32 protein-coding genes and 1 tRNA gene are annotated in these 23845 nt (G+C 61.7%); 18 read left to right on the forward strand and 15 right to left on the reverse strand.

All coding sequences use genetic code 11. The annotated features are described in order from the left end of the window. The first annotated feature begins 252 nt into the window (after positions 1-252). Positions 253-534, forward strand: coding sequence for a hypothetical protein (locus tag P9272_RS32695; RefSeq protein ID WP_278164150.1), 282 nt, complete (start codon positions 253-255; stop codon positions 532-534). A gap of 255 nt (positions 535-789) precedes the next feature. Here P9272_RS32695 and P9272_RS32700 read toward each other — a convergent pair whose 3' ends face one another. Then, positions 790-1002: a hypothetical protein gene (locus P9272_RS32700; RefSeq protein WP_278164152.1), complete on the reverse strand. Its 213-nt coding sequence runs from the start codon at positions 1000-1002 to the stop codon at positions 790-792. Positions 1003-1129: 127 nt separating this feature from the next. Here P9272_RS32700 and P9272_RS32705 point away from each other — a divergent pair, with 127 nt between their 5' ends. Continuing rightward, on the forward strand, positions 1130-1558 hold the full coding sequence (locus tag P9272_RS32705; RefSeq protein WP_278164154.1) for a hypothetical protein: 429 nt from the start codon (positions 1130-1132) through the stop codon (positions 1556-1558). Between the two features lie 255 nt (positions 1559-1813). Next, a complete protein-coding gene (locus P9272_RS32715; protein ID WP_278164158.1) occupies positions 1814-1948 on the forward strand; it encodes a hypothetical protein in 135 nt (44 codons plus the stop codon). 482 nt (positions 1949-2430) lie between these two features. Here the strand turns inward: P9272_RS32715 and P9272_RS32720 are convergent, their stop codons facing one another. The 3 genes from P9272_RS32720 to P9272_RS32730 form a co-directional block, all read right to left on the reverse strand. Next, positions 2431-2895 carry a hypothetical protein gene (locus tag P9272_RS32720; RefSeq protein WP_278164160.1) on the reverse strand — a complete coding sequence of 155 codons (465 nt, stop codon included), beginning with the start codon at positions 2893-2895 and terminating at the stop codon, positions 2431-2433. Positions 2896-2975: 80 nt separating this feature from the next. After that, positions 2976-3371, reverse strand: a complete 396-nt coding sequence (locus P9272_RS32725) for a hypothetical protein (protein WP_278164163.1) — start codon at positions 3369-3371, stop codon at positions 2976-2978. An 83-nt stretch (positions 3372-3454) separates the two neighbouring features. Continuing rightward, the gene (locus tag P9272_RS32730) at positions 3455-3724 is read right to left on the reverse strand and encodes a helix-turn-helix transcriptional regulator (protein WP_347404083.1); all 270 of its coding nucleotides are present in this window, start codon (positions 3722-3724) and stop codon (positions 3455-3457) included. Positions 3725-3896: 172 nt separating this feature from the next. Between P9272_RS32730 and P9272_RS32735 the strand changes: the two genes are divergently transcribed. The 3 genes from P9272_RS32735 to P9272_RS32745 are packed head-to-tail and all read left to right on the forward strand — an operon-like array spanning position 3897 to position 4782. Beyond that, positions 3897-4376, forward strand: coding sequence for a hypothetical protein (locus P9272_RS32735; protein ID WP_278164165.1), 480 nt, complete (start codon positions 3897-3899; stop codon positions 4374-4376). Next, positions 4376-4549: a hypothetical protein gene (locus P9272_RS32740; protein ID WP_278164167.1), complete on the forward strand. Its 174-nt coding sequence runs from the start codon at positions 4376-4378 to the stop codon at positions 4547-4549. The genes P9272_RS32735 and P9272_RS32740 overlap by 1 nt, the downstream gene beginning before the upstream one ends. Beyond that, positions 4546-4782, forward strand: a complete 237-nt coding sequence (locus P9272_RS32745; RefSeq protein WP_278164169.1) for a hypothetical protein — start codon at positions 4546-4548, stop codon at positions 4780-4782. The genes P9272_RS32740 and P9272_RS32745 overlap by 4 nt, the downstream gene beginning before the upstream one ends. Positions 4783-4840: 58 nt before the next feature. Here the strand turns inward: P9272_RS32745 and P9272_RS32750 are convergent, their stop codons facing one another. From P9272_RS32750 to P9272_RS32760, 3 genes are all read right to left on the reverse strand, one after another. Beyond that, on the reverse strand, positions 4841-5023 hold the full coding sequence (locus P9272_RS32750) for a hypothetical protein (protein WP_278164171.1): 183 nt from the start codon (positions 5021-5023) through the stop codon (positions 4841-4843). Continuing rightward, on the reverse strand, positions 5013-5855 hold the full coding sequence (locus P9272_RS32755; RefSeq protein WP_278164173.1) for a hypothetical protein: 843 nt from the start codon (positions 5853-5855) through the stop codon (positions 5013-5015). The genes P9272_RS32750 and P9272_RS32755 overlap by 11 nt, the downstream gene beginning before the upstream one ends. Positions 5856-6030: 175 nt before the next feature. Continuing rightward, positions 6031-6116: transfer RNA gene (locus tag P9272_RS32760), tRNA-Leu, on the reverse strand. A gap of 180 nt (positions 6117-6296) precedes the next feature. On the opposite strand from P9272_RS32760, the gene P9272_RS32765 reads away from it, so the two are divergent. After that, positions 6297-6524 (forward strand): hypothetical protein, encoded by a 228-nt coding sequence (locus P9272_RS32765; protein ID WP_128257316.1) that lies wholly within the window; start codon positions 6297-6299, stop codon positions 6522-6524. 282 nt (positions 6525-6806) lie between these two features. Here the strand turns inward: P9272_RS32765 and P9272_RS32770 are convergent, their stop codons facing one another. After that, on the reverse strand, positions 6807-7463 hold the full coding sequence (locus P9272_RS32770) for an outer membrane protein (RefSeq protein ID WP_278164176.1): 657 nt from the start codon (positions 7461-7463) through the stop codon (positions 6807-6809). Positions 7464-7621: 158 nt separating this feature from the next. Between P9272_RS32770 and ade the strand changes: the two genes are divergently transcribed. Next, entirely contained in the window at positions 7622-9439 is a 1818-nt protein-coding gene (gene ade, locus P9272_RS32775; protein ID WP_278164178.1) for an adenine deaminase, read from the forward strand. Between the two features lie 12 nt (positions 9440-9451). Here the strand turns inward: ade and P9272_RS32780 are convergent, their stop codons facing one another. Together P9272_RS32780 and P9272_RS32785 are read right to left on the reverse strand one after the other, a co-directional pair. After that, positions 9452-10615: an alpha/beta hydrolase gene (locus tag P9272_RS32780; RefSeq protein WP_278164180.1), complete on the reverse strand. Its 1164-nt coding sequence runs from the start codon at positions 10613-10615 to the stop codon at positions 9452-9454. 104 nt (positions 10616-10719) lie between these two features. Beyond that, on the reverse strand, positions 10720-11796 hold the full coding sequence (locus P9272_RS32785) for an alpha/beta hydrolase (protein WP_128257312.1): 1077 nt from the start codon (positions 11794-11796) through the stop codon (positions 10720-10722). Between the two features lie 232 nt (positions 11797-12028). Between P9272_RS32785 and ilvA the strand changes: the two genes are divergently transcribed. Together ilvA and P9272_RS32795 are read left to right on the forward strand one after the other, a co-directional pair. Then, on the forward strand, positions 12029-13285 hold the full coding sequence (gene ilvA / locus P9272_RS32790) for a threonine ammonia-lyase IlvA (protein ID WP_278164182.1): 1257 nt from the start codon (positions 12029-12031) through the stop codon (positions 13283-13285). Then, positions 13282-13842 (forward strand): DUF1697 domain-containing protein, encoded by a 561-nt coding sequence (locus P9272_RS32795; protein ID WP_278164185.1) that lies wholly within the window; start codon positions 13282-13284, stop codon positions 13840-13842. The genes ilvA and P9272_RS32795 overlap by 4 nt, the downstream gene beginning before the upstream one ends. 10 nt (positions 13843-13852) lie before the next feature. Here the strand turns inward: P9272_RS32795 and P9272_RS32800 are convergent, their stop codons facing one another. Both P9272_RS32800 and gloA read right to left on the reverse strand, forming a co-directional pair. Next, positions 13853-14140 carry a DUF2218 domain-containing protein gene (locus P9272_RS32800; RefSeq protein ID WP_128257309.1) on the reverse strand — a complete coding sequence of 96 codons (288 nt, stop codon included), beginning with the start codon at positions 14138-14140 and terminating at the stop codon, positions 13853-13855. 124 nt (positions 14141-14264) lie between these two features. After that, the gene (gene gloA / locus P9272_RS32805; RefSeq protein ID WP_128257308.1) at positions 14265-14705 is read right to left on the reverse strand and encodes a lactoylglutathione lyase; all 441 of its coding nucleotides are present in this window, start codon (positions 14703-14705) and stop codon (positions 14265-14267) included. A gap of 259 nt (positions 14706-14964) precedes the next feature. Here gloA and P9272_RS32810 point away from each other — a divergent pair, with 259 nt between their 5' ends. The 4 genes from P9272_RS32810 to P9272_RS32825 all read left to right on the forward strand — a co-directional run bounded on the left by P9272_RS32810 (position 14965) and on the right by P9272_RS32825 (position 17454). After that, entirely contained in the window at positions 14965-15558 is a 594-nt protein-coding gene (locus tag P9272_RS32810) for a cold-shock protein (protein WP_278164226.1), read from the forward strand. A 112-nt stretch (positions 15559-15670) separates the two neighbouring features. Next, positions 15671-16165: a DUF192 domain-containing protein gene (locus tag P9272_RS32815; protein WP_278164188.1), complete on the forward strand. Its 495-nt coding sequence runs from the start codon at positions 15671-15673 to the stop codon at positions 16163-16165. 15 nt (positions 16166-16180) lie between these two features. Then, the gene (locus P9272_RS32820; RefSeq protein ID WP_278164190.1) at positions 16181-16948 is read left to right on the forward strand and encodes an alpha/beta hydrolase; all 768 of its coding nucleotides are present in this window, start codon (positions 16181-16183) and stop codon (positions 16946-16948) included. Between the two features lie 203 nt (positions 16949-17151). After that, complete coding sequence (locus tag P9272_RS32825; protein WP_278164192.1) at positions 17152-17454, forward strand: hypothetical protein; 303 nt, start codon at positions 17152-17154, stop codon at positions 17452-17454. A 10-nt stretch (positions 17455-17464) separates the two neighbouring features. Here P9272_RS32825 and speB read toward each other — a convergent pair whose 3' ends face one another. Together speB and P9272_RS32835 are read right to left on the reverse strand one after the other, a co-directional pair. Then, positions 17465-18430, reverse strand: coding sequence for an agmatinase (gene speB / locus P9272_RS32830; RefSeq protein ID WP_278164194.1), 966 nt, complete (start codon positions 18428-18430; stop codon positions 17465-17467). 92 nt (positions 18431-18522) lie between these two features. Then, complete coding sequence (locus P9272_RS32835) at positions 18523-19125, reverse strand: hypothetical protein (protein WP_278164196.1); 603 nt, start codon at positions 19123-19125, stop codon at positions 18523-18525. Between the two features lie 121 nt (positions 19126-19246). Between P9272_RS32835 and cysE the strand changes: the two genes are divergently transcribed. Beyond that, positions 19247-20095, forward strand: a complete 849-nt coding sequence (gene cysE / locus P9272_RS32840) for a serine O-acetyltransferase (protein WP_112127681.1) — start codon at positions 19247-19249, stop codon at positions 20093-20095. A 144-nt stretch (positions 20096-20239) separates the two neighbouring features. Continuing rightward, positions 20240-20443 carry a DUF3126 family protein gene (locus P9272_RS32845; RefSeq protein WP_042644432.1) on the forward strand — a complete coding sequence of 68 codons (204 nt, stop codon included), beginning with the start codon at positions 20240-20242 and terminating at the stop codon, positions 20441-20443. Between the two features lie 69 nt (positions 20444-20512). On the opposite strand, the gene P9272_RS32850 is transcribed toward P9272_RS32845, so the two are convergent. Further along, positions 20513-21100 (reverse strand): hypothetical protein, encoded by a 588-nt coding sequence (locus P9272_RS32850; RefSeq protein WP_278164203.1) that lies wholly within the window; start codon positions 21098-21100, stop codon positions 20513-20515. A 343-nt stretch (positions 21101-21443) separates the two neighbouring features. Here P9272_RS32850 and clpP point away from each other — a divergent pair, with 343 nt between their 5' ends. Further along, positions 21444-22079, forward strand: a complete 636-nt coding sequence (gene clpP / locus P9272_RS32855; protein ID WP_126082438.1) for an ATP-dependent Clp endopeptidase proteolytic subunit ClpP — start codon at positions 21444-21446, stop codon at positions 22077-22079. Between the two features lie 291 nt (positions 22080-22370). Then, positions 22371-23645 (forward strand): ATP-dependent Clp protease ATP-binding subunit ClpX, encoded by a 1275-nt coding sequence (gene clpX, locus P9272_RS32860; RefSeq protein ID WP_040981372.1) that lies wholly within the window; start codon positions 22371-22373, stop codon positions 23643-23645. Positions 23646-23845: the final 200 nt, after the last annotated feature.

Consider the following 23845-nt stretch of genomic DNA (forward strand, 5'->3'; position numbering starts at 1 on the left):
TCGCTACAGCGCTGCTAACGGCGCGCTCGCGAGCGGCTTCATAACCCTCAGCTACACCACCTGATGGGACACGACCGGCCTGCGGCGCGCAAACGCGTCTGACATACGGGTTCAAGCTCGCCATCTTTGATGCGCACCTGCGACGCCACGGATGACGCTGAAAGACTTTCGCGACGAGTCGGCTTGAAGCCGGCAGGTGTCAGGAATAAATCCCTCATCGGTGCGGCGACCCTTTCAGCAACGAGGATCGTCATGGGCAAGGAATATCCGTTTTCAGAAGCCACGCTAGGTGGAAAACTGGCCGCGGGCACGGGCTTGTCGGTCCATTGCTTCGGTTGCCAGCGCCGCGCGGTTCTTGACGTCGCCGAGCTAGTCAAACGGTTCGGCCCGGACCAGCCATGCCTGCATTGGGATCTGCTGAAAATCATCTACTGCCACGAATGCCGTGCGGCCGGCCGAGACGACCGGAACCTTCAGTTCACGAACCACGCGATGACGCCGGAGCAGCGGAAGGGGTGGACACCTTGTCCATAAGCGGCCCGGCAGTCCTGCGCTCTGTTGGGATCGGCGCTAGGATGATTTGTCGCTTTCAGCTTTCTCGTGAGGGCCGAACTTCGCCTTGAACATCTCGGCCAGTTCCTCCGGCGTTTTCCCTGCCGCTCCGCGGCCAAGTATCTCCACGACCGCCTTCCGGGCGGCTTGTTTGGCCGCTTTCTGCCGAGGAGTTAAGTGCACTCTCTTCCGCATTAGTCCTTGGCCTCTGCCGGCGGTGACGATCGGAATCTCGGCTTACAACGGTGGATTGCGCACGCGGTCTTCCAGATCGCGCTGCTTTTCTTCGTTCGAGGCCAGCCGGTTGAAGGCGCGTTCGGCAAGTATGGAGCCGACGAATATGATCAGGAGCGGCGCGGCCCACGTCCAGAAGGAATGCAAGGCGAAAAAGGCCAGGCCGGCGAGAGCGGCCGAAACCGCAAAGATCGTGAACCGGACCGTCTGGGCCATGTTATTCCCTGTCCAACGGCGCAAGCTACTCTACCTGCGAACGAAGGATAAGTGGCGCCGTGCCGTGACTTGCCGATAAGCCGCGACTTATGCATCATCCGCGCGTCGCCATCAGGAGTCCGCGGGCATGACGGAGATCGAGGTCGAAGGCGTCGGCACCTATCGCCTGCCAAACGACTGGCAATATGGGCGGCTCGGCCGCATGAGGGGCGAGAAGCGGCATATCGCGGTCCTGGCCTTCGGCTGTGGCATGACGGTGCGCCAGTTCGCCAAGCTCCCCCTGGACAGGCAGCAGGCGGTGCACAGGGCCTATCTGGCGCTGATGTCGCCACCGGAGCCCGAGCCGGCCGACAACGACGCTATGGCGCTTCCTGGCGGCCGCTGGTCGACCGAGCTCAAGGTCAAGGTCGGGTGCTGGCTCATGCACATGAAATCGACGCTACCGCGCGGACATTTCGGGCCGTGGGTCGAGAGGCAGCCCGGGCTGTCGCGGTCGATGGCGATGCAATGCATGGCGCTGGCCCGGGCCTACCAGGATCGTCTGCAGGCGGCATAGAGCACGCCTAGAAACTGACGAAAATCAAAGCCGGCACACTAACAGGGCGCATAATCGCTCAATGTGGGAAGAGATCCTAACCGCGCCCTTTTTGCGGAGGCTGGAACTCGCCGTTCTGGACGAGGAAGGCATGCACCCGCTGGTTTTCCCTTGTGAAAGGACTTTGAAGGGGTGGAAGCACGCCATTACGGGAATGATTGTGGATGTCGACCCTACGCACTGGCGTGACTGGATCGAGCCAGAGCAGACCGACCCATGATGACGCCAGCGCAGCAGGCCACAAGATTGCGCCAGAGCGTTCCGGGCACCTCGGCGGTGCAGGACAGCGGCGGGCTGTTGATCCCGCGGCAGCATCACGCAGGGCTTAATCTGCCGGCGCCGACCTTCTGATCCCGGTTCCTTCGCAAGAGGTGCACCTGATCGTGCGCCCCCGGCAACTTTTCTGGTGAGTGCCGGACGGGCAACAGGTGCCACCCGTGACTTTCCAGCGGCTGCATGCAAACACCTTCCCGCCACCCTGGCACGCCGGGCATGTCAATTTCCTGAAGTCCGCCAATTTCCGCCCCACCCCAACGACGGTTTAGATCCGGTTTCCCTAGAGGCCGGTTACGTAAATGGATATGCTGGCGGCGATGGTAGCGAGGCCGATCATGAAAATCATGAACGCCTCAAATCCAGTGCCGCCGTTGCCGATCCTGTCCATCGAACTCTCTCCCCTTCAGCGCTCAGCCGGCTTTTAACGTGCATCGCGTCAGAAGGTTGCGCGGGTGACATCGCCTGCATGGCGCTGGCAAGGGAAGCCCGCCAGAGGGCGATCGAGGCAAGGGCGGCGTAGGACAGCGGCGGAGGCAAACGCGCGCTGGCGGAGCTTTTCAGTCGGTGCGGCCGGATGCTTTGCCGAAATAGAAGCCAAGGATCAGAAGCCATCCACTGGTGATATACTCTGGAACGGGGATCAGTGTCGCCGTCCGATACGACACGATGAAATTTGCCACGATAAACAAGGTGACGATCAGCGCGATTATACCGGAAACCACATCGCTGTTAGCGAAGACGTCATAGGCGCTTCTCGAATGCCTAGCACCAACGATCTGGAGAAGAGCTTCGTCGTGCCCGTACGTTTCGATAGCGTTTCTGGTTACGTAGACACGATTGGTGAAGGTGGGACGATTGCCAGCAGGATCCGGCACCCCTTCGAAGAGCACGGTGTAGAGAATGCCCTCTAGGAAGTGTTGCTGAACATTGACTATTCGATGATTTGCCGAGTCCGGCGTTCTGCGAACTACGGCAGCAATAACCTGCTCATCGAGATTGGTCGCTTTACGAAGGTCAGCCATGGTTTCTCCCCCGCCTTTATCGTGGAGCAACATGCGTTTTAGCGCAAGCAGGCTCCCTTTCGGGAGCGGCTTTGACGATTTCAGCGAATGAGAGCGTCAACCTGATCGCCGGATAGTGTCCGATGCTCCACCAGCGCCGCAGCAACGCGTTGAATCGCTGCCCGGTGTTGGATGACTGCCACGCGCGCCTTTGCCCTCAGGCGAGCCTCGTTGCGGTCAAAGACCTCGTCACCGACATAAGAGGCACCGGGCAATCCCAGCCAAGCGAGGCAATTCGTCGCCCTATCGCAGTCGACCCCGTCGCCGATGTCGACGCTGCCAAGGAAAAACTTCTCGGCTTCTGCGCCAGCGAAGAGGGCCATGCAGAAGGCCTCAACGATCGGCCGCTTTGGCCCGTCGCCTCGCTGCCAGGAGAAGCGCGGATCATCCATGACCGAATATCCGAGGTGATCGTCGCCGTCCGGCTCGATCGTCACCTTGTCGCACGGAACGCCGAGCGCTCGGCCTATTACGGCATGTCCGGCCTCATGCACTGCAGTTTGCCAGTCGCGGCCCCTGCTCATGGCTTCCTCAGTCTCACCCCGGCGCCGCCGCCGTTCTGGGGGATGAACTCGACGCCGGCCGCTTCGAGAGCGGTCTGCATCCGGTTGATCGCGTCTTCGGACACTTTAGCCCCGGTTCCCGTCTCGTGGCGCTTTACGGTTGGGAGCGACAGAGAAGCCGCCTCGGCCAGTCTCGTCTGCGACCAGCCGATAAGCCCGCGAGCGGCTCTGCTTTGTGCCGGAGAAATCATTCTTGACCAATTTTGGATCATTCGTGTATGATCCATTTTGTATCACACTCTGCGCTGCAAGCAAGCATGTGGATATCGGGCACGACCAAGGTTGTGATTTTGCCCGCTCTCCCGAGTGAGTGAAGATTTCCATTGGCGGGGGCCTGGGCGCCAAGGGGGTAAGCCGGCGAGACCGGCAATCAACATATCAGGCAATGAGGAAAGTGAAATGCCGAACAATACCGTTCCGGCCGCCGGCGAAGCTATGCCCGCAGCCAAGATGAACCGCCGGCTGATCCTTGCCGGCATAGCCTCTATTCCGGCCATAGGAGGCGCTGTAGCGGCGCCGACCGCTCTGGACACAGTATCGCCTGTCGACCGGTTCCAGGCGGCGCTGGCGGAACTGAAAGCAGCGGCGGTAGCGCTGGATAATAACATCTACAATTGGACGGTGGAATCCAACGGGGGCCGGCACTGCGGCTTGCTCATTAGGGCTTGGCGCAAGACCACCGAGTATGAAGGCGATGGCTGGTATGCAACCGTTTATGACGGCGACCCCGACGAGGAGCGAGTCTTCGTACAGTTTGATCCCGAAAAGACCGATGGCGGGGAGCGCTGGTTTCGCCTCACATCCTACTATCGGGGGCGAAAGGCCACTGCCTGGACGCCAGAGAGCGATTTTGAGACCAACTACGGTAGGAAGTTCTAATGATCAGGCTCATCCCCACAGGTCGCGGCAGCTACGTGCGCACTGGCTCGATCGCCCTTGCCGAACTGCTGCGCCGCTATGACTTGGCGAAACAGGCAGGCCCCGAATTTGTGTCGATGTCTAGGAATGCCCTGATCCTCAGCTATGTATCGGAAAGAGGGGATGAGGCATGAAAACATTGGGCGAGTTGGACCGTCCGCCGCTGGGCTGGCATGTGGTCGACGTCATGCGTGTGAAGTCGCGCAGTTGGGATTGGACCGCGCTTATGAGCGAAGTGCATCCCGACGATGACGACGTTCATGCGAGGATCTTCGCCCGCAATTGCTGGGTGCGCATTCCGGGCAAGCATCGGAACCGGGATGCAGCTTGGGATATGCTGGACGCGATGTCGGCCACGCGGCACTGATCATTCCGCACGCGAAACGATGGCCCGGCTGCGAGTGGCCGGGCCTTTCATTCGGTGCTTATGACAGGTTCAATACCACCCCCGACAGGTCGATTTTCCGATCGGCAGTGTCCTTCTTTTTGTTTTCGTCGTTGGTGCCCTGACGAAACGAGGGGGTATAAGGCTGGTACGCGTACTCCGGCATAGGCGCCGCGGTCAGGGGCTGGCTGAGGCCAGCAACCTTCTTCGGTTCATGCGCCATGGTTAGTCTCCACGTTTAGCCCCATAGGATAGTAATGCTTTCGAGAAATCCAACGAAAACCTTCGAACTTTGTGACCGTAGCGACGTCGAGGTCGCCGCCGACCGTATTCGCACCAGGTAGAAAACGAACGAACGAGACAGTGGTTTCCGCTAGAAACCGGGCCAGGTCAATTGCATCCTGAACCGGCATAGATGGTTCCAGCAACTGCGCTTGAGACGCCTGTGCGATCTGTTGCGTCAAGGCGGCCGCATCCTGGGCACTGATTCCTGCTTGCGTCAGTATGGCTGTAGTTTGCGGCGAAATTCCTAAGACAAGACGAACGCAGGCGTCCGGTTGACCATCCCACTCGATTCTGCAGTCCTGCTCGCCAGCAATCAATTGCGGAGCGATCACCGTGGCACCGGTCAGTTGCATCTTCCAAAGTTCGCTACCGGCGGCCCCGGCAGAGTACCCGCCAACGAAGAATGTAAATGACGAGGCGTTTCGAACGGGGTCAGGAAGCGCAGCAAAAAGCGCGCTGAACCTCCCAAACGCGTAGTCGGCGACTTGTTTGATCGTATAGACCTGCAGATCGATGCCGGCTGCACCAGAAGCAATCTCGTGGCGTATCTCCTTGGCGATGGTAGAGATCGATGAATTGCCAAAGTTTCCAAGCCCGCAAGTCATCGCGGCGACGGGCTTCCCTCGGATTAGGTTGAACAACTTGTGTCCGTTGTCATAGACCCGCATCACGATTTGGTTGCCAGCTGCATCTGTGGTGACCATAGAAGACGCGCTGTCCGCGACGAAAACCAAGCAGTCGTGAACTTTAACTGCGATGCAGATAGTCATTTTGCCCCTCACCCCTGGCCGGCAGAAAGCTCCCGATTCCGGTCCGTTGTCAACAGAAAGTGCCAGTTTTCCGGCCTTTTCCTGGCGGTGCGGCTACCCGTTCGGCTACCCACCGCAAATTTCTCTGGGTAGCCAAAAACAATTGTAGAAACAGAATAGTTTAATGATTTCAACGTGGTGCGGACGACGGGAATCGAACCCGTACGATCAGAGATCGAGGGATTTTAAGTCCCTTGCGTCTACCAATTCCGCCACGTCCGCAGGCGTGCCCTTTTCAGACGCCTGATATGAGCCGTCAAGCGATGTTTCCGATCGTCCGCAGTTCGCGCGGGCGATCCGTCGCGCAGATTTAATATTAGTAATGTTTAAAATGCCAGCTTCCGCAAACCGATCTCATTAGCCTTTGTGTGCGAGCATGGGGTCGGTTTTGATGGTGGAACCATGCGTGGGGCAGGCTGGATCAGGGGGCTGCGGGAGGAGGAGGCGCGGCAGCTGCGTAGCGAGATCGATCGGCTCGAGCGGGGCCTGATCGATGCCGCCAACTCGAAGGCCAAATGGAACCTGCACGAGGTCGCGCACACGCTGCGCTGGCAAAAGGCTCGCCTTCGGCGGCTTGAGGAGTGTCTGGCCGCGATGCCGGCTGGAAAGACAGGTTCGGGCCGATCCTGACCGCCGGTTGGAAACCTTTCAGCCAAATGTATCCGCCTGTTCGGCCCTCATGAGGTAAAGCATTTGGGTTGGTTAGCGCGACTGAAAAGTGGCGCGATCGCGGAATTACGGTCCGCCGTCGGATCGCTAGGGTTCTCACGCAGCGGGTTGACCCGCCGAGGCCGGCGTCTTTCAGGCCCCTACCCATTCCCCCGCCCCCTGCGGGCGCCGGCCACCTGACTCCCAAGAGCACCTGATTTCAAGAGACAATGAGAAACGGAGCCGCCACCATGGCGGCAAGCCTCAGAATTTATAGCTGAAATTCACGCCCAGCGTCTGCAGCTTCACGTCCTGGTCGCGCTCGGTGAAGGTGTTCGAAGCGTCGAAATGCTCCTTGCCGAAATCATAATAGCGGTATTGCGCGCCGACGACGACATTGTTGGTCAAGGCATAGTCGACGCCGGCGCCGAGCGTCCAGCCGGTGCCGGTACGGGTCCGGGCAAAGCTTGTGCCGGCCGTCTGCGAGGTTTCGATGCCGGCGAACGCGATGCCGCCAATGCCATAGATCAGCAGCCGATCCATGGCGTAGCCGGCTGTGGCATTGACCGATCCGAACCACTTGACGTCGGTCCCGAATGTGTTGGCCGGGCCTGCACCGGCGGTGCCGTTGATCGAGGCGTAGTTGAGGTCGGCCTCGGCGCCGAGCACTGCCTGATCGAACTGCCAGAGCCCCGCGACGTGGCCGCCAACGAAACCGCCATCGATGTCGGGCTTAACCGAACCGCCATCGACGGTGATGTCGGACCGGCCCCAGCCATAGCCGGCCTGCATGCCGGCATAATAACCGGTCCAGTCGAAGCCAGGCGCGGTCATCGGCAGATCAGCGCCAAGATCCGCTGCCCAGGCAGACCCGGACAGCAGGGCAAGAAAGCCGGCACTGGCGAGCGTCAGTCGACGCATCGAGCACTCCGAAATGGCGGTTCCGAAAGACTCCTTCGGAGAGACTAGCCGCTTTTGCCGCTGAACGGAATTGCATCTCTGCAACAGTGGTTTACGACCTGATCCTCTGGCTCCAAGCGCCTACATTTGCCAAAGTGCCACATGCAGAGGACTCACCAATGACGAACGCCAAGCCGACAAGCGCCGTAAAACCGAAGCCGTGGACGGAGGCGGCGACACATCTGGTCGATGTCGCGATGGGCCGAAAGCCCGCGGATCTGGTCATCCGCAACGGCCGCTGGGTGAATGTCCACTCGGGCGAGATCATCCCACATACCGATATCGCGATCGCTGCCGGCCGCTTCGCCTATTGCGGGGCGAATGTCGGCCATGCCATTGGGCCGGGGACCAAGGTCGTCGATGCCGGCGGGCGCTATCTGGTGCCCGGCCTTTGCGACGCGCATATGCATGTCGAAAGCGGCATGGTGACAGTGACGGAGTTCTGCCGCGCGGTCATCCCGTATGGCACAACCTCGATGTTCATCGATCCGCACGAGATCGCCAACGTGCTCGGACTGCCGGGCGTCAGGCTGATGCATGATGAGGCGGTCGCGATGCCGATCAATGTGCATGTGCAGATGCCGTCCTGCGTGCCGTCCGCGCCGGGGCTGGAGCACGCCGGCGCCGAATTGACGGTCGCCGACGTGGCCGAGGCCATGACCTGGGAGAACATCATCGGGCTCGGCGAGGTGATGAATTTTCCCGGCGTCGCCGCCAACGATCCGGTTATGTCGGGCGAGATCGCAGAGACGGTCAAGGCCGGCAAGACGGTCGGCGGCCATTATGCGTCGCCCGATCTGGGCCTGCCGTTCCATGGATATGTCGCGGGCGGGGCCGAGGACGACCACGAAGGCACGCGCGCCGAGGATGCGATCGCGCGGGTGCGCCAGGGTATGAAGGCCATGCTGCGGCTGGGGTCGGCCTGGTATGATGTCGCGGCGCAGATCAAGGCGGTGACCGAAGGCGGCATCGACCCGCGCAACTTCATCCTGTGCACCGACGACAGCCACTCCGGCACGCTGGTGCATGAAGGCCATATGGACCGCGTGGTGCGGCATGCCATCCAACAGGGCCTGAAGCCGGTGACGGCGATCCAGATGGCCACGCTTAACACCGCACAGCATTTCCGGCTGGAGCGCGAGATCGGCTCTATAGCGCCGGGGCGACTGGCCGACCTGCTGATCGTTTCGGATCTCGCCCAGATGACCATCGACGAGGTCTATGGCCGCGGCGTCAGGTTGGCCAGGGCCGGCAAGCTGGAGGTCGACATCCCCGCCTATGACTATCCGCAATCCGCGAAGAACACGGTCAAGCTCGGCAAGAAGCTCGCGGCGAAGGATTTCGACATTGCGGCGCCGCAGGGCGCCAACGAGGTACGGGCGCGGGTGATCGGCGTGATCGAGAACCAGGCGCCGACGCGGGCGCTGGAGGCCGATCTGCCCGTCGAGGACGGGCTGGTCGCCATGGATCGGCGCAATGACATCTGCCAGATCGCCCTGGTCGAGCGCCATCGCGGCACGGGCGGCGTCACCAACGCTTTCGTTTCCGGTTTCGGCTATGTGGAAGACTGCGCGATGGCGTCGAGCGTGGCGCATGACGCGCACCACATAATCGTCGTGGGCACCAACAAGCAAGACATGGCGCTTGCGGTCAACCGGCTGGGCGAGGTGGGCGGCGGCGTCGTGCTCTATTCCAAAGGCAAGGAATTGGCGCTTGTCGAGATGCCGATAGCCGGCCTGATGTCGGACGAGCGCGCCGAGATCGTCGCGGCGAAGGCCGAGCAACTGACCGAGGCCATGCGCAAGGTCGGCTGTTCGCTCAACAACGCCTACATGCAGCACTCGCTGCTGGCGCTGGTGGTCATCCCGGAGCTCAGGATCTCGGATGTGGGCTTGGTCGATGTGACGACGTTCCAGAAAGTGGATCTTTTTATCTGAGGCGTTCGCCGCCTAGCCACCGGTAGCGATAGTCAGCACCTTGAACGGGGTGGTGATGACGACCTCGGCGACCGAGCCGACCGCCTTGCCCAGGCCCTGGCCGATATTGTTGAGCTGCGTCGGGTCGGGCTCATCCGAAGCAAGGCCGGCCGGCGTGCGCAGCCGGTTGCCCAGCAGTTGCACCAGGATCGGGTTGTCCGCGAATTTGGCGTGGTTCAGGCCGCCGTCACCGCCCTTGGTCCGGGTTAGGTCAACGACCGTCACGCCGTAATTCGCGAGATCCGCAGCGTTGCCGTAGTCGCCGACGCGCGGCTTGTCGCCGGAAATGAAGCTCGACAGCTTCAGCGCCCTGTCGTCGCCCGAAAGCAGGATGGCGAAGGGCTTATCGGGCTTGCCGTAGCGGATCATCTGCTTCTTGAAGACGTCGACGTCGATGTCGGGCGAGGCGAGGATGACGTAGCCGAGCTTGCCGTTGAGATCGCGGTCGCCGGTGATGGCGAGCTGGCGCAGCGCTTCCATAGTCAGCCAGGTGCCCATCGAATGGGCAATGATGTCGATGCTCTTGACCCGTGTCTTGGCGAGCATCCTCAGCGTCGCCTCGAGATCGTCGCGTGCGGCGGTTGAGCTGTCTTTGTCATAGATATAGCCGGTCGTCTTGGCGCTCGATGCCCATGAGAACAGCACCGGCGTGCCCGGATAGTTCATATCATGCGCGATCTGGGTCAGCCGGTAGACGCCGTCGTCGAAACCATTGTTGAAGCCGTGAACGAACACCAAAGCGCGGTCGCCGCGCATGGAGATGTCGGTGCCGACGGCCTTGGCGAATTGCTGCGCGTCGCCATAGTGGACGATGTCGGTAGCCGTGAACTGCTTGGCGGGGTTGGAGTCGGCGGAGCCCTTGACGCGCTCGATCGCGCCGACCTGGTGGATCTTCGGCACGGTGACGTCGACGCGGGCGTAGCTGGTGGTCAGCGAACGGTCGCCGTCGAACACCTGGCGTGGGTCCTTGATCGCCTGCTGGCGGGTGGTGGCGACGAAGATCTCATGCCTGGCGGCAATATCGGAGGCCGGCGCGGGGACAGGTTTGCGGTTGAGCAGATCGTGCGTGGGGCCGGCACAGCCGGCGAGGGCGAGCGCGAAGGCAAGGCCGACAACAATCTTCACATGCACAGTCACCCGGGGTCCCCCAAGGGTGGCAAACCTCTCCATTACTCCGATAAAGGCGGGGAGCGGTCGGGTCCAGTTCAAAATCAAGGCGACGCGGAAACCGGCGAATGCTGTTACTGCGCAGCCAGCTGGCGGATGCGGTCGGTCACGTCGCGGTCGCTGGCGAAGCCGTCATCCTCGCGCAGCCGCTGTCCGATCATCTGCACCATCATCGGGTTGTCGGCGAATTTGGTGTGGTTGAAACTGTCTGCGCCCTTGACCTTGGAAAGGTCGACCACCGTGACGCCATAGGAGGCGAGGTCGGCGGCGTCCCGATAGTCGCCGACGCGCGGCCGCGAGCCGGCGATCAGCCCGGAGAGCCGCAGCGCCCGGTCGTCATCCGACAAGAGCAGGATGAAGGGCTTGTCCGGCTTGCCGTAACGGCGCATCTGGCTCTTGAAGACGTCAACATCGATATCGGGCGAGGCGAGCACCACGTCGCCCAGCTTGCCGCTCAGATCGCGGTCGCCGGTGATGGCGAGCTGGCGCAGTGTCTCCATCGTCACCCAGGTTCCCATCGAATGGGCGACAATGTCGATGCGCCGCGCGCCGGTCTGCGCCAGCATCCTGAGCGTCACTTCCAACTGATCGCGGGCGGCGGCGGCACTTTCCTTGTCATAGACATAGTCGGTTGTCTTGGCGCCGGAAGCCCATGAAAACAGCACCGGCGTGCCCGGATAGCCGGAGTCGTGGACGATCTGGGTGAGCCGGTAGACGGCATCGTCGAAGCCGGTGTTGTAGCCATGGACGAAGACCATCACACGTCCGCCGCGGGCGTCGATGTCTGCGTTGAGGGCGCTGGTGAATTTCGGCTGCGTGTCGTAGCCGACGACTTCCGAGGCCATGAAATACTTCGTCGGGTCGTCCGATTTGCCGCGCGAGCGGCGCTCGATCTGGCCGGTCTGGTGGATCGGCGGCACGGTGACGTTGACGCGGGCGTAATTGAGTGTCGCCGAACGCTCGCCGTCGAAGACCTTGTTCGGGTCGTCGGACCGCTTGCGCGTGGTGGCGATGAAGATCGAGTGGTTGCCGGCGATCTCGGTAGCCTGGGTCGGCACGACCACGCTACCCAGGATTTCCTGCGCCGGGTGGCTCGCACAGCCTGCCGTCAGCAGGGCAAGGGCAATGATGAGAATTGTCTTCAACCGCACGTCGACACTTCCACTGCAATTCCACTTCCGGCCGCGATTGGCCGTCCACCTCCGCGGAAATCTCCCGGACAGCCGAAGTGCGGCTAAAGTAAGTCGTGTCCAGGGGAAATTGGCTCAGCGCCGGGCGAGGACCGTCATGGTGTTGCGCGAAAGCCAAAAGGACGGCAGGAAGGTTAGCGGCATCGGCTGCGTGTTGGCACGTGCTGGCGAGACCGAAAATGAGGAGATTGTGGTGAACACCTTTTCGGTTCGCGTTGCCGTGGCCGCCGAAGCGATCCGCGGGATCTTTCCGGAAACGCCGCTGCAGGAGAACGACTATCTGTCGAAGAAGACCGGCGCCCGCGTGCTTTTGAAGCGCGAAGACCTGACGCCGGTGCGTTCCTATAAGATCAGGGGCGCTTTCAACTTCTTCCGCAAGGCGCTCGGCGCAGGCAACAATGCCGAGCTGTTCGTCTGCGCCTCCGCCGGCAACCACGCGCAAGGCTTTGCCTTCGTCTGCCGCCATTTCGGCAAAAGGGGCATCGTGTTCATGCCGGTGACGACGCCGCAGCAGAAGATCGACAAGACGCGGCTGTTCGGCGGCGATTTCGTCGAGATCAGGCTGGTCGGCGACTTCTTCGACGATTGCTACCGCGCCGCCTTCGAGTTCACCGAAAGCGCCGGCGCGCATATGGTGCCGCCCTTCGACCACAAGGACATCATCGAGGGCCAAGCCACCGTGGCCTACGAGATCGCGGCGCAGATGCCGGGCGGGCGCATGCCCGACATTGTCATGCTGCCGGTGGGCGGCGGCGGCCTTGCCGCCGGCGTGACCCATTATTTCGCCGACCAGCATCGCGACCCGCGCTTCGTGTTCTGCGAGCCGGCGGGCGCGCCGAGCCTGCGTGAGAGCCTGGCCAGCGGCAAGCGGGTGAAGCTCGCCACGGTCGACAATTTCGTCGACGGCGCCGCGGTGGCCGAGATCGGCCGCGAGCCGCTGCGCCACCTCAAGGACTTCACCGCCGATGCCGTCCGGCTGGTTCCGGAGAACCGGCTCTGCGCCACGATGATCGAGATGCTCAATGTCGAGGGCGTCGTGCTGGAGCCGGCCGGCGCGCTGGCGATCGACGCGCTCAAGGATTTTTCGCGCAAGGAGATCAGGGGCAAGACCATCGTCGCGGTCGTCTCCGGCGGCAATTTCGATTTCGAGCGACTGCCGGACGTGAAGGAGCGAGCGTTGCGCTTCGAGGGGCTGAAGAAGTATTTCATCATACGCTTTCCGCAGCGGCCGGGCGCGCTGCGCGATTTCCTCGAAATGCTCGGTCCTGACGACGATATCGCCCGCTTCGAGTACCTGAAGAAGTCCGCGCGCAATTTCGGTTCGGTGCTGATCGGCATCGAAACCAAGGACCGGCGCAATTTCGATCTGCTGAAGGCCAATTTCGATGCCGAGGGCGTGCAATATCAGGACATCACCGACAACGAGACGCTGGCGGGATTCATCATATGAGCGCAAGACAAAGCATGGTCTTCGTCGCGTTGTTTTCCGGCATCAATGTCGGCGGCAACCGCATCGTCAAGATGGCGGAGCTCAAAGCCTTCTTCGAGGAACTCGGCTTTAGCGATGTGGCGACCTATGTGCAGAGCGGCAACGTCGTGTTCGGGGCGATGAAGGGGGACGCGGCGGCGCTGACCAAGGAACTCGAAGCGGCCTTCGAGAAGAAGTGGGGTTTCAATTCGCGCATCATGGTGCGCGATGCCGGCTGGTTTGAGCAACTGGTGAAGGACAATCCCTATCCCGAGGTCGCCGGCGAGCCGACCAAGCTGCACGCCTATGCGCTGGAGCGGGAACCGACAGCCGAGGAGGCGAAGCGGCTCGCCGACAAGTGCACAGGTCCGGAACGCTTTGAGATCAAAGGTGACGTGCTCTATCTTCACGCCCCGGACGGGCTCGGCAAATCGGTTTTCGCCAATTTGATCCCGCGTACGTTGAAGGTGCCGGGCACGGCGCGCAACTGGCGCAGCATCCTGGCGTTGCTCAGTATGGCCGGAAAAGCCGGCGCCTGATCGCCGATTGTCAGGCGGCCTTCTGCCAATCGAAGGTCAATTCCTCGCGGAAGGCGAAGCGCTTGATATGGTCTGCGACCGCTGCCTCCAACCGGTCCAGCGAAGCTTCATCGTCGGCGGCCAAAGCGATATGCAGCGCCTGATCATCGGCGTCCATCACGGTGCGGCCGATCGAAAGCTGGATGGCGCCGTGCCGTGGGTCGAACTCGACCGGGAATTTGTGTGACCAGTGCTTGCAAAGCTGCTGCAGATAGCGGCTGGCATGTTCGGTAGCGACATCGGCGCGGCTGGTCGGCATGAAATTCTCCTGGCGAATGAAGAAACGCCAGCCTGGATAAGGCTGGCGCCAACTCCTGGTAGATAGGCGGCATCTGGGGGAACGCCAGCGGCTGCCGGTCAAATCGGCGCGGGATCGCCGGCCTTTACCAGACGCCCGTGTTCGGCATCGAGGCCCACGGTTCGGCCTTTGCCTTGGCCGGACCTTTCTGCAGGAGCTCGATCGAGATGCCGTCCGGTGAGCGGATGAAGGCCATGTTGCCGTCGCGCGGCGGGCGGTTGATGGTCACGCCGCTGTCCATCAGCTTCTGGCAGGTGGCGTAGATGTCGTCGACTTCATAGGCGAGGTGGCCGAAATTGCGGCCGCCCTTGTAATCTTCCGGGTCCCAGTTGTAGGTCAGCTCGACCAGCGGCGCCTTCTCATTGATGCCGCTCTGCTCGTCTTCCGGAGCTGCGAGGAAGATCAGCGTGTAGCGGCCCTGCTCGTTCTCGTAGCGGCGCACCTCCTTCAGGCCGAGCTTGTTGCAGTAGAAATCGAGCGATTGGTCGATATCGGCGACGCGGACCATTGTGTGCAGATAGCGCATGGCGGCTTCCTCGGGCTGTTGGGGTTGCAGGCACCATAGGAGCCGCCCGGCAAAAGGGCAATCGTTCGACAATTGCAGCGGCAGGGTCGGTTTTGGGGCCTCGCCGTTCGCTTCGGGATGCGCCGCCAAACCACATTTCAGCCTTTCCGGTGGTGAACGGTGAAAAAAGGCACGTCAGCCCTTGCACACCCCGGAAGCCGCAGTGTTAATCTCTTGGCAAGAATCAGTTGCAGTTCAGTTTGAAAAAGGGGGCATTCTTATGGGGGAAAAGGCCTCTTTTACGAGGCGGGACGGAAGCCTTGACGACGCCTTGAGACGGGACAATGGCGGCGACTCCGCCGAGCTTGTCGAAATCGCCGGCGCTATCAAATGGTTCGACGTAGCCAAGGGCTACGGCTTTATCCTTCCGGACGACGGCGTCTCGGGTGACATCCTCCTCCATGTGACTTGTCTTCGAAAGGACGGCTTCCAGACCGCACTCGAAGGCGCGCGGGTCGTCTGCCTGGTGAAGCAGGGCGAGCGCGGGCTGCAGGCTTTCCGCGTCCTATCGATGGATGCCTCGACGGCGGTGCACCCGGCAGAGCAGGAACAGCGCACCCACGTTACCGTCAGCCCGGAGAGCGGCCTCGAGCGGGCACTGGTCAAGTGGTTCAACCGCACCAAGGGTTTCGGCTTCCTGACGCGGGGCGAGGGAACCGAAGATATCTTCGTCCATATGGAAACCTTGCGACGCTACGGCATAACCGAGCTCCGGCCCGGACAGGTTGTTCTCGTCCGCTTCGGACGCGGCGACAAAGGCCTTATGGCCGCCGAAATCCACCCCGATATGGGAACCTTGTCGGTCTCGCATTAAGGGCTTCTCGACGCGGTCGAGAAGCGCTTTGCGGCGACGTGACCATCTTGTCCGAAACCGGTTCCACTTCCGCGGATCATGGTTTAGGACGAGCTTCTGGACGAGGTACCCCATGGCTCATCGCAATTGGCTGACTGCGGGCGCGCTCTGCGCCGCGATCGTTTTCGCCGCCTGTTTCATGGCCGCGAAGCCGAGTTCGGCGGATGCGATGCTGCTGCCCATCGACCGGACGCCGCTGGTGGTGGCGACCGGCTCGGGCGAGCGTTCCTTCTCCATCGAGATCGCCGACACCTCCGCGGAGCGGGAGGCGGGCCTGATGTTCCGCCGGACAATGGCCGACGATCACGGCATGTTGTTCGTCTTCGAAAGAACGGACGAGGTCGATTTCTGGATGAAGAACACGCCGATGGCGCTCGACCTCATCTTCATCGGTGAGGATGGCAGGATCAAAGCAATCAAGCACGGCGAGCCCGAATCCGAAGCGATCATCTCGCCCGGGCAGCCCGTGCGCTTCGTGCTTGAATTGAAGGCAGGCACCGCCGCCAAGGACGGCATCAAGGAAGGCGACCTCTTGCGCCATCCGGTTATCGGCTCCAGTTCCAACTGAGACACGGTTCCGCCGATGGATTTCTTTTCGCATGACGGTTTCGAGCTCGCTTATCTCGATCGCCAGCCGGCCTCGGGGCAGGGCGACCCGGTGCTGATGATCCACGGCTTTGCTTCCAGCCACTATGTCAACTGGGTCTCGCCGGGCTGGTTCAAGACGCTGAACGACGCCGGCTACCGGGCGATCGCTTTCGATCATCGCGGCCATGGCTCATCGTCGAAGAGCTATGACGAGGCCGATTACACGCCGGAAAAGATGGCGTCGGACGCGGCCTCGCTGCTCGATCATCTCGGCATCGAGCGCGCGCATGTAATGGGCTATTCGATGGGCGCGCGCGTTTCGGCTTTCCTTGCGCTCTCCGATCCGGAGAAGGTCGCCACGCTGGTGTTCGGCGGCCTGGGCATCGGCATGGTCGATGGCGTTGGCGACTGGGATCCGATCGCGGCCGCCCTGCTGGCGGAAGATCCTTCCCGGACCACGCATCCGCGCGGCCGTTCCTTCCGCGCTTTCGCCGATCAGACGCGCAGCGACCGCCGCGCGCTCGCGGCGTGTATCGTAAAGTCGCGCGAGCTGCTCAGCGAGGACGACATGGCCCGCATCGCCCAGCCAACGCTGATCGCCGTCGGCACGAAGGACGATATTGGCGGCTCGCCGGACGAGCTCGCCGCGTTGATGCCCAATGCAAAGGCATTCCACATCGAAGGCCGCGACCACATGCTCGCCGTCGGCGACAAGAGCTTCAAACAGCGGGTGCTCGAATTCTACGCCGAAAACCCGCTCTGAGCGCGACGCGCTCCTCGGCACAAATGGTCGATCTTCTCGTCACCTATATGTGATGCTGGCGTGGCTGCAGGGCGCGCCGCTTGCGCTGCCTCTCCTCGGCGCAGTCGTGGCACGCGAAAGGCTCGATCCATCCGACTATATCGATCTCTACCGCGCGGTCGGCGGACCGGTGCAATGGGATCAGCGCGTCTGCGCGTGCCGGGGTGGAACTCGAAGCGGTGCTCGCCGACGCCGCGACGCATATCCATGTGCTGCGCGTCGATGGCGAGGCCAGGGGCTTCTGCGCATTCAACGGCGTCGGGAAGGCAGCCATCGAGCTCGTTCATTTCGGCTTGGTTCCGGCTTTTCAAGGCAAGCGGCTGGGGCCGTTCATGCTCGACCGGGTTGCGCGGCGTGGTCGCATCGGCCGCAAAGGCTTTGGCTTCACACCGATGGTTATGATCAACCGGCCGCTCAACCGGTCTATGAACGCGCCGGATTCAGGGCTTATGCGCGGCGGATGGTGACTTTTCCGGATTAGCCACGCGCTCTTTTGTCGGCGAGAGACCTCGCCATGACGCACAGCAGCTCGAACATCATCGTCGCGCCGGCCAGTGCTGTCATGCCGCCAACGTCAAAGGGAGGCGCGACCTCCACGACATCGGCGCCGGCGAAGTTCAATCCGTCCAGCAATCGAAGCATCTCCTGCGCCTCGCGCGTCGTGAAGCCGCCGAGCTCGGGCGTGCCGGTGCCGGGGGCCATGGATGGATCGATGCAATCGATGTCGAACGTTACATAGGTCGGGCTGTCACCAACCAGATCGCGCGCTTCCTGCATGACGGAAGCGGCGCCACGCCGGATGAATTCTTCCATATAGATGACGCGCACGCCCTGGGCCGTCGCCCAATCGTGCTCGCCTGGTTCATAAATCGAGCCTCTGATCCCGATCTGGACCACACGCCTGGGGTCGAGCAGCCCTTCCTCGATCGCGCGCCGGAAGGGCGTTCCGTGGGTGTAGGGGTTGTCGCCGAAATAGCGATCGTTGGTATCGGAATGCGCATCGAAGTGAACCATGCCGACCGGCGCCTTGCTGGCCACGGCGCGCAGCACCGGCAGCGTGGTCAGATGATCGCCGCCGGCGGCCAGCGGCACGGCGCCTTCGGCAACGATCGCGGCGATGCCGTCCTCGATGCGCTTCAACCCGTCGAGCAGGTTGATCGGGTTGACCGACAGATCGCCGACATCGGCAATATTGGCAATGCTGAACGGCTCGGTTCCCGAGACATGGTGGACGCGGCGCATGAGGCTCGACTGGTTCCTGATTTCGCGGGGACCGTGGCGGGCGCCGGCCCGGTTGGTCGTGCCGCCGTCCCAGGGAATGCCGACAAGGGCGATGTCCAGCCTCTTCGCGCTCGGCACTGCCGGAAGGCGCATGAAGGTGGAAAGCCCGGCAAAGCGCGGCACTTGCGCCGCGTCGACGGGTTGGTGGAAGCTGTTTTCCATGCTGGGGCCATCCCGGAGTGGTTCACGTTCGACAGTGATCGCAGGGCCTTGCATTTGGACATAGAGGCAAAGCCCGGCGGAGTATGGGCCTATCAGGATTGGTCTTGCAGGCCTTGCAGGGAACGGCCGAGATTTTCCCTGGCCTGGGCCTCGAACCGATCCCGGAACTTTGTCGTATAGAAAATGTGCGCCCGGGCGAGGAAGCTTTTCAGGACGTCCGCGCGGCCGGCGCGCCACATCGGCTCCTCTACCCAGCCATATTCCAACCGGACCGCTTTCTCGTAGGCATCGAACACCGCCGGTTCGGCGCCGAGGATCGCCAGATCCATGTCGAGCAGAAGAGCGGCATCGTTGAGTGTCTCCTCGTCGCGCAAAGGCAACTGGTGGGTGGCGGTGGCGTTGATCATTGCCGCTATGCGGGCGAGGCGACGTGGATCAACGCGCCCGGCGAGCTTTTTCTCCGCCAGTTGGGCGCTTTTTGCCTCATTGTCCTTGGCGCGGCTGTCATAGATTGCATCGTGGAACCAGATCGCGGCTTCGACAGCCTCCGGATCATCGAGAAGTTGCCGGTATTCGGTTGCCAGCGCCAGCATCGCCTTGATGTGAGCCAAGCCGTGGTAGTGGCGATCCGCAGCTTGGTAGAGCGCCTCAAGCTCGCTTTTCAGCGTCTCGTCGATCAAGGGTTCGTTTTCCATCGTCGCTTGAATCTGCGTGAACCAGGTCCATTTGACAAAGCACTAAGGAAAATTGAGTTCAACCGTGCTATGATTTGACCTATATGTGCCGCCGGAGAATGAGCAAGGCCGGAGAGCGTCGATGAACAGCATTACGATTGCCCGCCCCAGCATGGTGCAGCCGGTCGACCCGATCTGGCGGTCGATCCGCGACGAAGCGATGGAGGCGGTGAACCGCGATCCGTTGCTTGCAGCCTTCCTCTATTCCACCATCCTCAACCAGGAGAGCCTGGAAGAAGCGGTGATCCACCGGCTGGCCGAGCGCCTGGCGCATCAGGACATCGGGTCCGATCTCATCCGCCAGACCTTCAAGGCGATGCTGGACGACGACCCGGAGTGGAGCACCACGGTTCGCGTCGACATCCAGGCCTATTATGATCGCGACCCGGCTTGCGACCGCTTCATCATGCCGGTTCTCTATTTCAAGGGTTTTCACGCCATCCAGACGCATCGGCTGGCGCATTGGCTGTGGAACCAGGGCCGCAGGGATTTCGCGCTCTATCTGCAGAGCCGCTCGTCCTCCGTGTTCCAGACCGACATCAATCCGGCCGCCCGCATCGGCAAGGGCATCTTCCTCGACCACGCCACGGGCCTAGTCGTCGGCCAGACGGCCGTCATCGAGGATGACGTGTCGATCCTGCATGGGGTGACGCTGGGCGGTACCGGCAAGGCCAATGGCGACCGCCACCCGAAGATCCGCCGCGGCGTGCTGATCGGCGCCGGCGCCAAGATCCTCGGCAATATCGAGATCGGCCATTGTTCGAAAATCGCGGCCGGCTCGGTGGTGCTTTCGCCCGTGCCGCACAATAAGACGGTCGCCGGCGTGCCGGCGCGCGTCGTCGGCGAGACCGGCTGCGACCAGCCTTCGCGGCAGATGGACCAGCTCCTGCCGTCGCAGAGCATGGACCACGTGGTCAGCTTCGATATTTGACCGACGCTTGCCGGAGGCGGCCGAACGGGTCGCCGTTCTGCTCGGCTTCTTCCATGTTATCCTGCCGGCTTGCCTTTACATGGCCATTGTTGGCGTGTCAGAAGCGCGTTCCCACGAACAAAGCCGACATTTCGGAGATGACTTTTGAAGCCTGACGAGATCAGAAAGCTGGACGCCTATTTCAAGCGCGTCTTCCAGAACCCCAAGCTGCAGGTCAAGGCGCGGCCGCGCAAGGAAGACTCGGCCGAGGTCTATGTCGGCGACGAGTTCCTCGGCATCGTCTTTAAGGACGAGGACGATGGCGACTATAATTTCTCGATGGCCATTCTCGACATCGATCTGGGCTAAGCCAGCAATAGGCACGGTCGGTACGCGGCTACGCGGCCCGGCCGACTGCAACCCGCAGGCGAGTACCGCCTAATTCTGGCAATGCCGCGGGATATGCACCCGCCGCCAGCTGGTAGAACCATCCCGCACCACCACCCGACGCGCCACTGTCCCGTATGAAGGCGGGATTTCCCGGATGCGGACTTGCTGCGGCCGCACCAGCACTTCATGCGCAACCGCTTCATATTCCGCCGGCTGAACGACGCGCCGGACGCGCTCCGGCTGGATTAGGACCGTTTCGGCCACACGCGCATAGCGGGCCTTGCGCCATACCTTGCACAGCACCTTGCGGCCATGGATGACGCGCCACTCCCAGGCATAGCCGCCATTATCGACCTTGACCGTATGGTAGAGCGTGCGCGTGACAGCCGGCGCGGTCTCATAGGTGACGCGCGCCGGCCCGATCTGGTCCACGCTTTGATAGGTGCCGAAGATCGGCGCGTCGTAATCGACCACCTGTCCGCCGGGGCTTAGCATCACATCTTCGTAGACGGTGTCGTAAAGTGCCGGCCTATGGATCGGCTCATAGCATTCGAGCGCGCGGCCGCCGGCGGCGGTTCCTGAGACGCTGGCAAGCATCGCGACCGCTGCCAGCGATGCGGAGTGTTTGCGGATCATGACATTCCCCGTTGGAAAGGACGCCTTCACAACGCAGGACTGTAGCGGAAGGTCCGGGAGCCGGCAGTGATTTCGAGGCTTTTCGTTAAGCGGCGCGGTTAAGAAATTGCTACCTCACGGATGCCTTCATGCGGCCAACCACGACCGAAGCCGTCGCGCCGATCAAATCGGCCGTGTTTCCTGAGGCTGCCGCGCTTTACTCGACTTAACCAGATGGCTAGGAGAGGCGGCCTTGCGCTAGGGTGAGCCGGCATCCTATTTAGGTCATAACCGATCCAGAACGATTCCGCGCCGTTGCTCGTATATCAAGGTGCCGGAAATCTATCTCCAACAAGGGTAGTCCATGAAGAACCCCGTTGAAACCTACATGAACCTCGTTCCGATGGTGGTCGAGCAGACCAATCGCGGCGAGCGCGCCTATGACATTTTCTCGCGCCTGTTGAAGGAACGCATCATCTTCATCACCGGCCCGGTCGAGGACGGGATGGCGACGCTGGTTTGTGCACAGCTTTTGTTCCTCGAGGCGGAGAACCCCAAGAAGGAAATCAACCTCTACATCAATTCGCCTGGCGGCGTCGTCACCTCGGGCATGGCGATTTACGACACCATGCAGTTCATCAAGCCGGCAGTGTCGACGCTTTGCATTGGCCAGGCAGCCTCGATGGGGTCGCTGCTTCTAACCGCCGGCCACAAGGACATGCGTTTCGCCACGCCCAACGCCCGTATCATGGTCCATCAGCCGTCAGGCGGCTTCCAGGGTCAGGCGTCGGACATCGAACGTCATGCGCAAGACATCATCAAGCTGAAGCGCCGCTTGAACGAGGTCTATGTCAAGCATACCGGCAAGAGCTACGAGGAGATCGAGCGGACGCTCGACCGCGACCATTTCATGACCGCGGACGAAGCCCGGGATTTCGGTCTGATCGACAAGGTCATATCGAGCCGCGAGGCCGCCGAGACAGCCACGGCTTCAGCCTGACAATCGACGGCAAATGGCAGCATAACGCGCTTTTGGCGCGGCTTGCGGCATTTCGGCCACATTTGGCTGTTCCCTGAGGCGTTGGGATTGCCTACGTTAAGGCTATGTTGATTTTCGACGGCTTAGCTTTGCATGGGGTTGCTGCGAATCATTGCCGCGTTTTCTGATTTCGTGTTTCGTACGGAATGCGCTGTGTGAGCAGGGACACTGGCGGTGGCGGATTCCCGCGATAGATTGGTGAGACGTCACTCAAGCCAGACCACCGGCGGGCGTTGGTGAAAGGACAGAAAAATGAGCAAGGTCAGCAACGGCGGTGGTGATTCAAAGAACACGCTTTACTGCTCGTTTTGCGGCAAGAGCCAGCACGAAGTCCGCAAGCTGATCGCCGGACCGACGGTCTTCATCTGCGACGAGTGCGTCGAGCTCTGCATGGACATCATCCGTGAGGAGAACAAGACCTCGATGGTGAAGTCGCGCGAGGGCGTGCCGACACCGCAGGAGATCCTCAAGGTCCTCGACGACTATGTCATCGGCCAGCCCTACGCCAAGCGCGTGCTGTCGGTGGCGGTGCACAACCATTACAAGCGCCTCGCGCATGCCGGCAAGAACAATGACGTCGAGTTGGCGAAGTCCAACATCCTGCTGATCGGCCCGACCGGCTGCGGCAAGACGCTGCTGGCGCAGACGCTTGCCCGCATCATCGACGTGCCCTTCACCATGGCCGACGCCACGACGCTCACCGAAGCCGGTTACGTCGGCGAGGACGTCGAAAACATCATTCTGAAGCTGCTGCAGTCGGCCGACTACAATGTCGAGCGCGCCCAGCGTGGCATCGTCTATATCGACGAAATCGACAAGATCTCGCGCAAGTCGGACAATCCGTCGATCACCCGAGACGTGTCGGGCGAGGGCGTGCAGCAGGCGCTCTTGAAGATCATGGAAGGCACGGTCGCTTCGGTGCCGCCACAGGGCGGCCGCAAGCATCCGCAGCAGGAATTCCTGCAGGTCGACACTGCCAACATCCTGTTCATCTGCGGCGGCGCCTTCGCGGGCCTCGACAAGATCATCTCGGATCGAGGCCGCAAGACCTCGATCGGCTTCGGCGCCACGGTGGCCTCGCCAGAGGATAGGCGCACGGGCGACCTGTTCCGCCAGGTCGAGCCGGAGGATCTGTTGAAATTCGGCCTGATCCCGGAATTCGTGGGCCGTTTGCCGGTTCTGGCGACGCTTGAAGACCTCGACGAGCCGGCGCTGATCCAGATCCTGACCGAGCCGAAGAACGCGCTGGTCAAGCAGTATCAGCGGCTGTTCGAGATGGAGAATGTCGACCTGACGTTCCATGAGAATGCGCTGTCGGCGATCGCCAAGCGCGCCATCGAGCGCAAGACCGGCGCACGTGGCCTGCGCTCCATCATGGAAGCGATCCTGCTCGACACGATGTTCGAGCTGCCAGCGCTGGAGGGCGTGCGCGAAGTGGTGATTTCGGAAGAGGTGGTGTCCGGTAACGCGCGACCGCTCTACATCTATTCCGAGCAGAAGGAAAAGAAGGGCAATGTCAGCGCCTGAAATGGCACTTGACCCGTCATTTTCATGGAACGGCGCCCGCGTGGCGCCGTTTTGCTGTCAACGGGGCAGGGATATGCGATGGAACGGGTCGAGCGACCGTGTTAACCCTTGATCTTTGCCCCGGCTGCATCCACCTAACAGCAGAAGGCCGAGGCGCCGAATTCTGTGCTGTAAAACTCCCGTCACAAACGGTGGTAGGC

The organism is Mesorhizobium sp. WSM4976 (assembly GCF_029625685.1).
Taxonomy (GTDB): Bacteria; Pseudomonadota; Alphaproteobacteria; order Rhizobiales; family Rhizobiaceae; genus Mesorhizobium.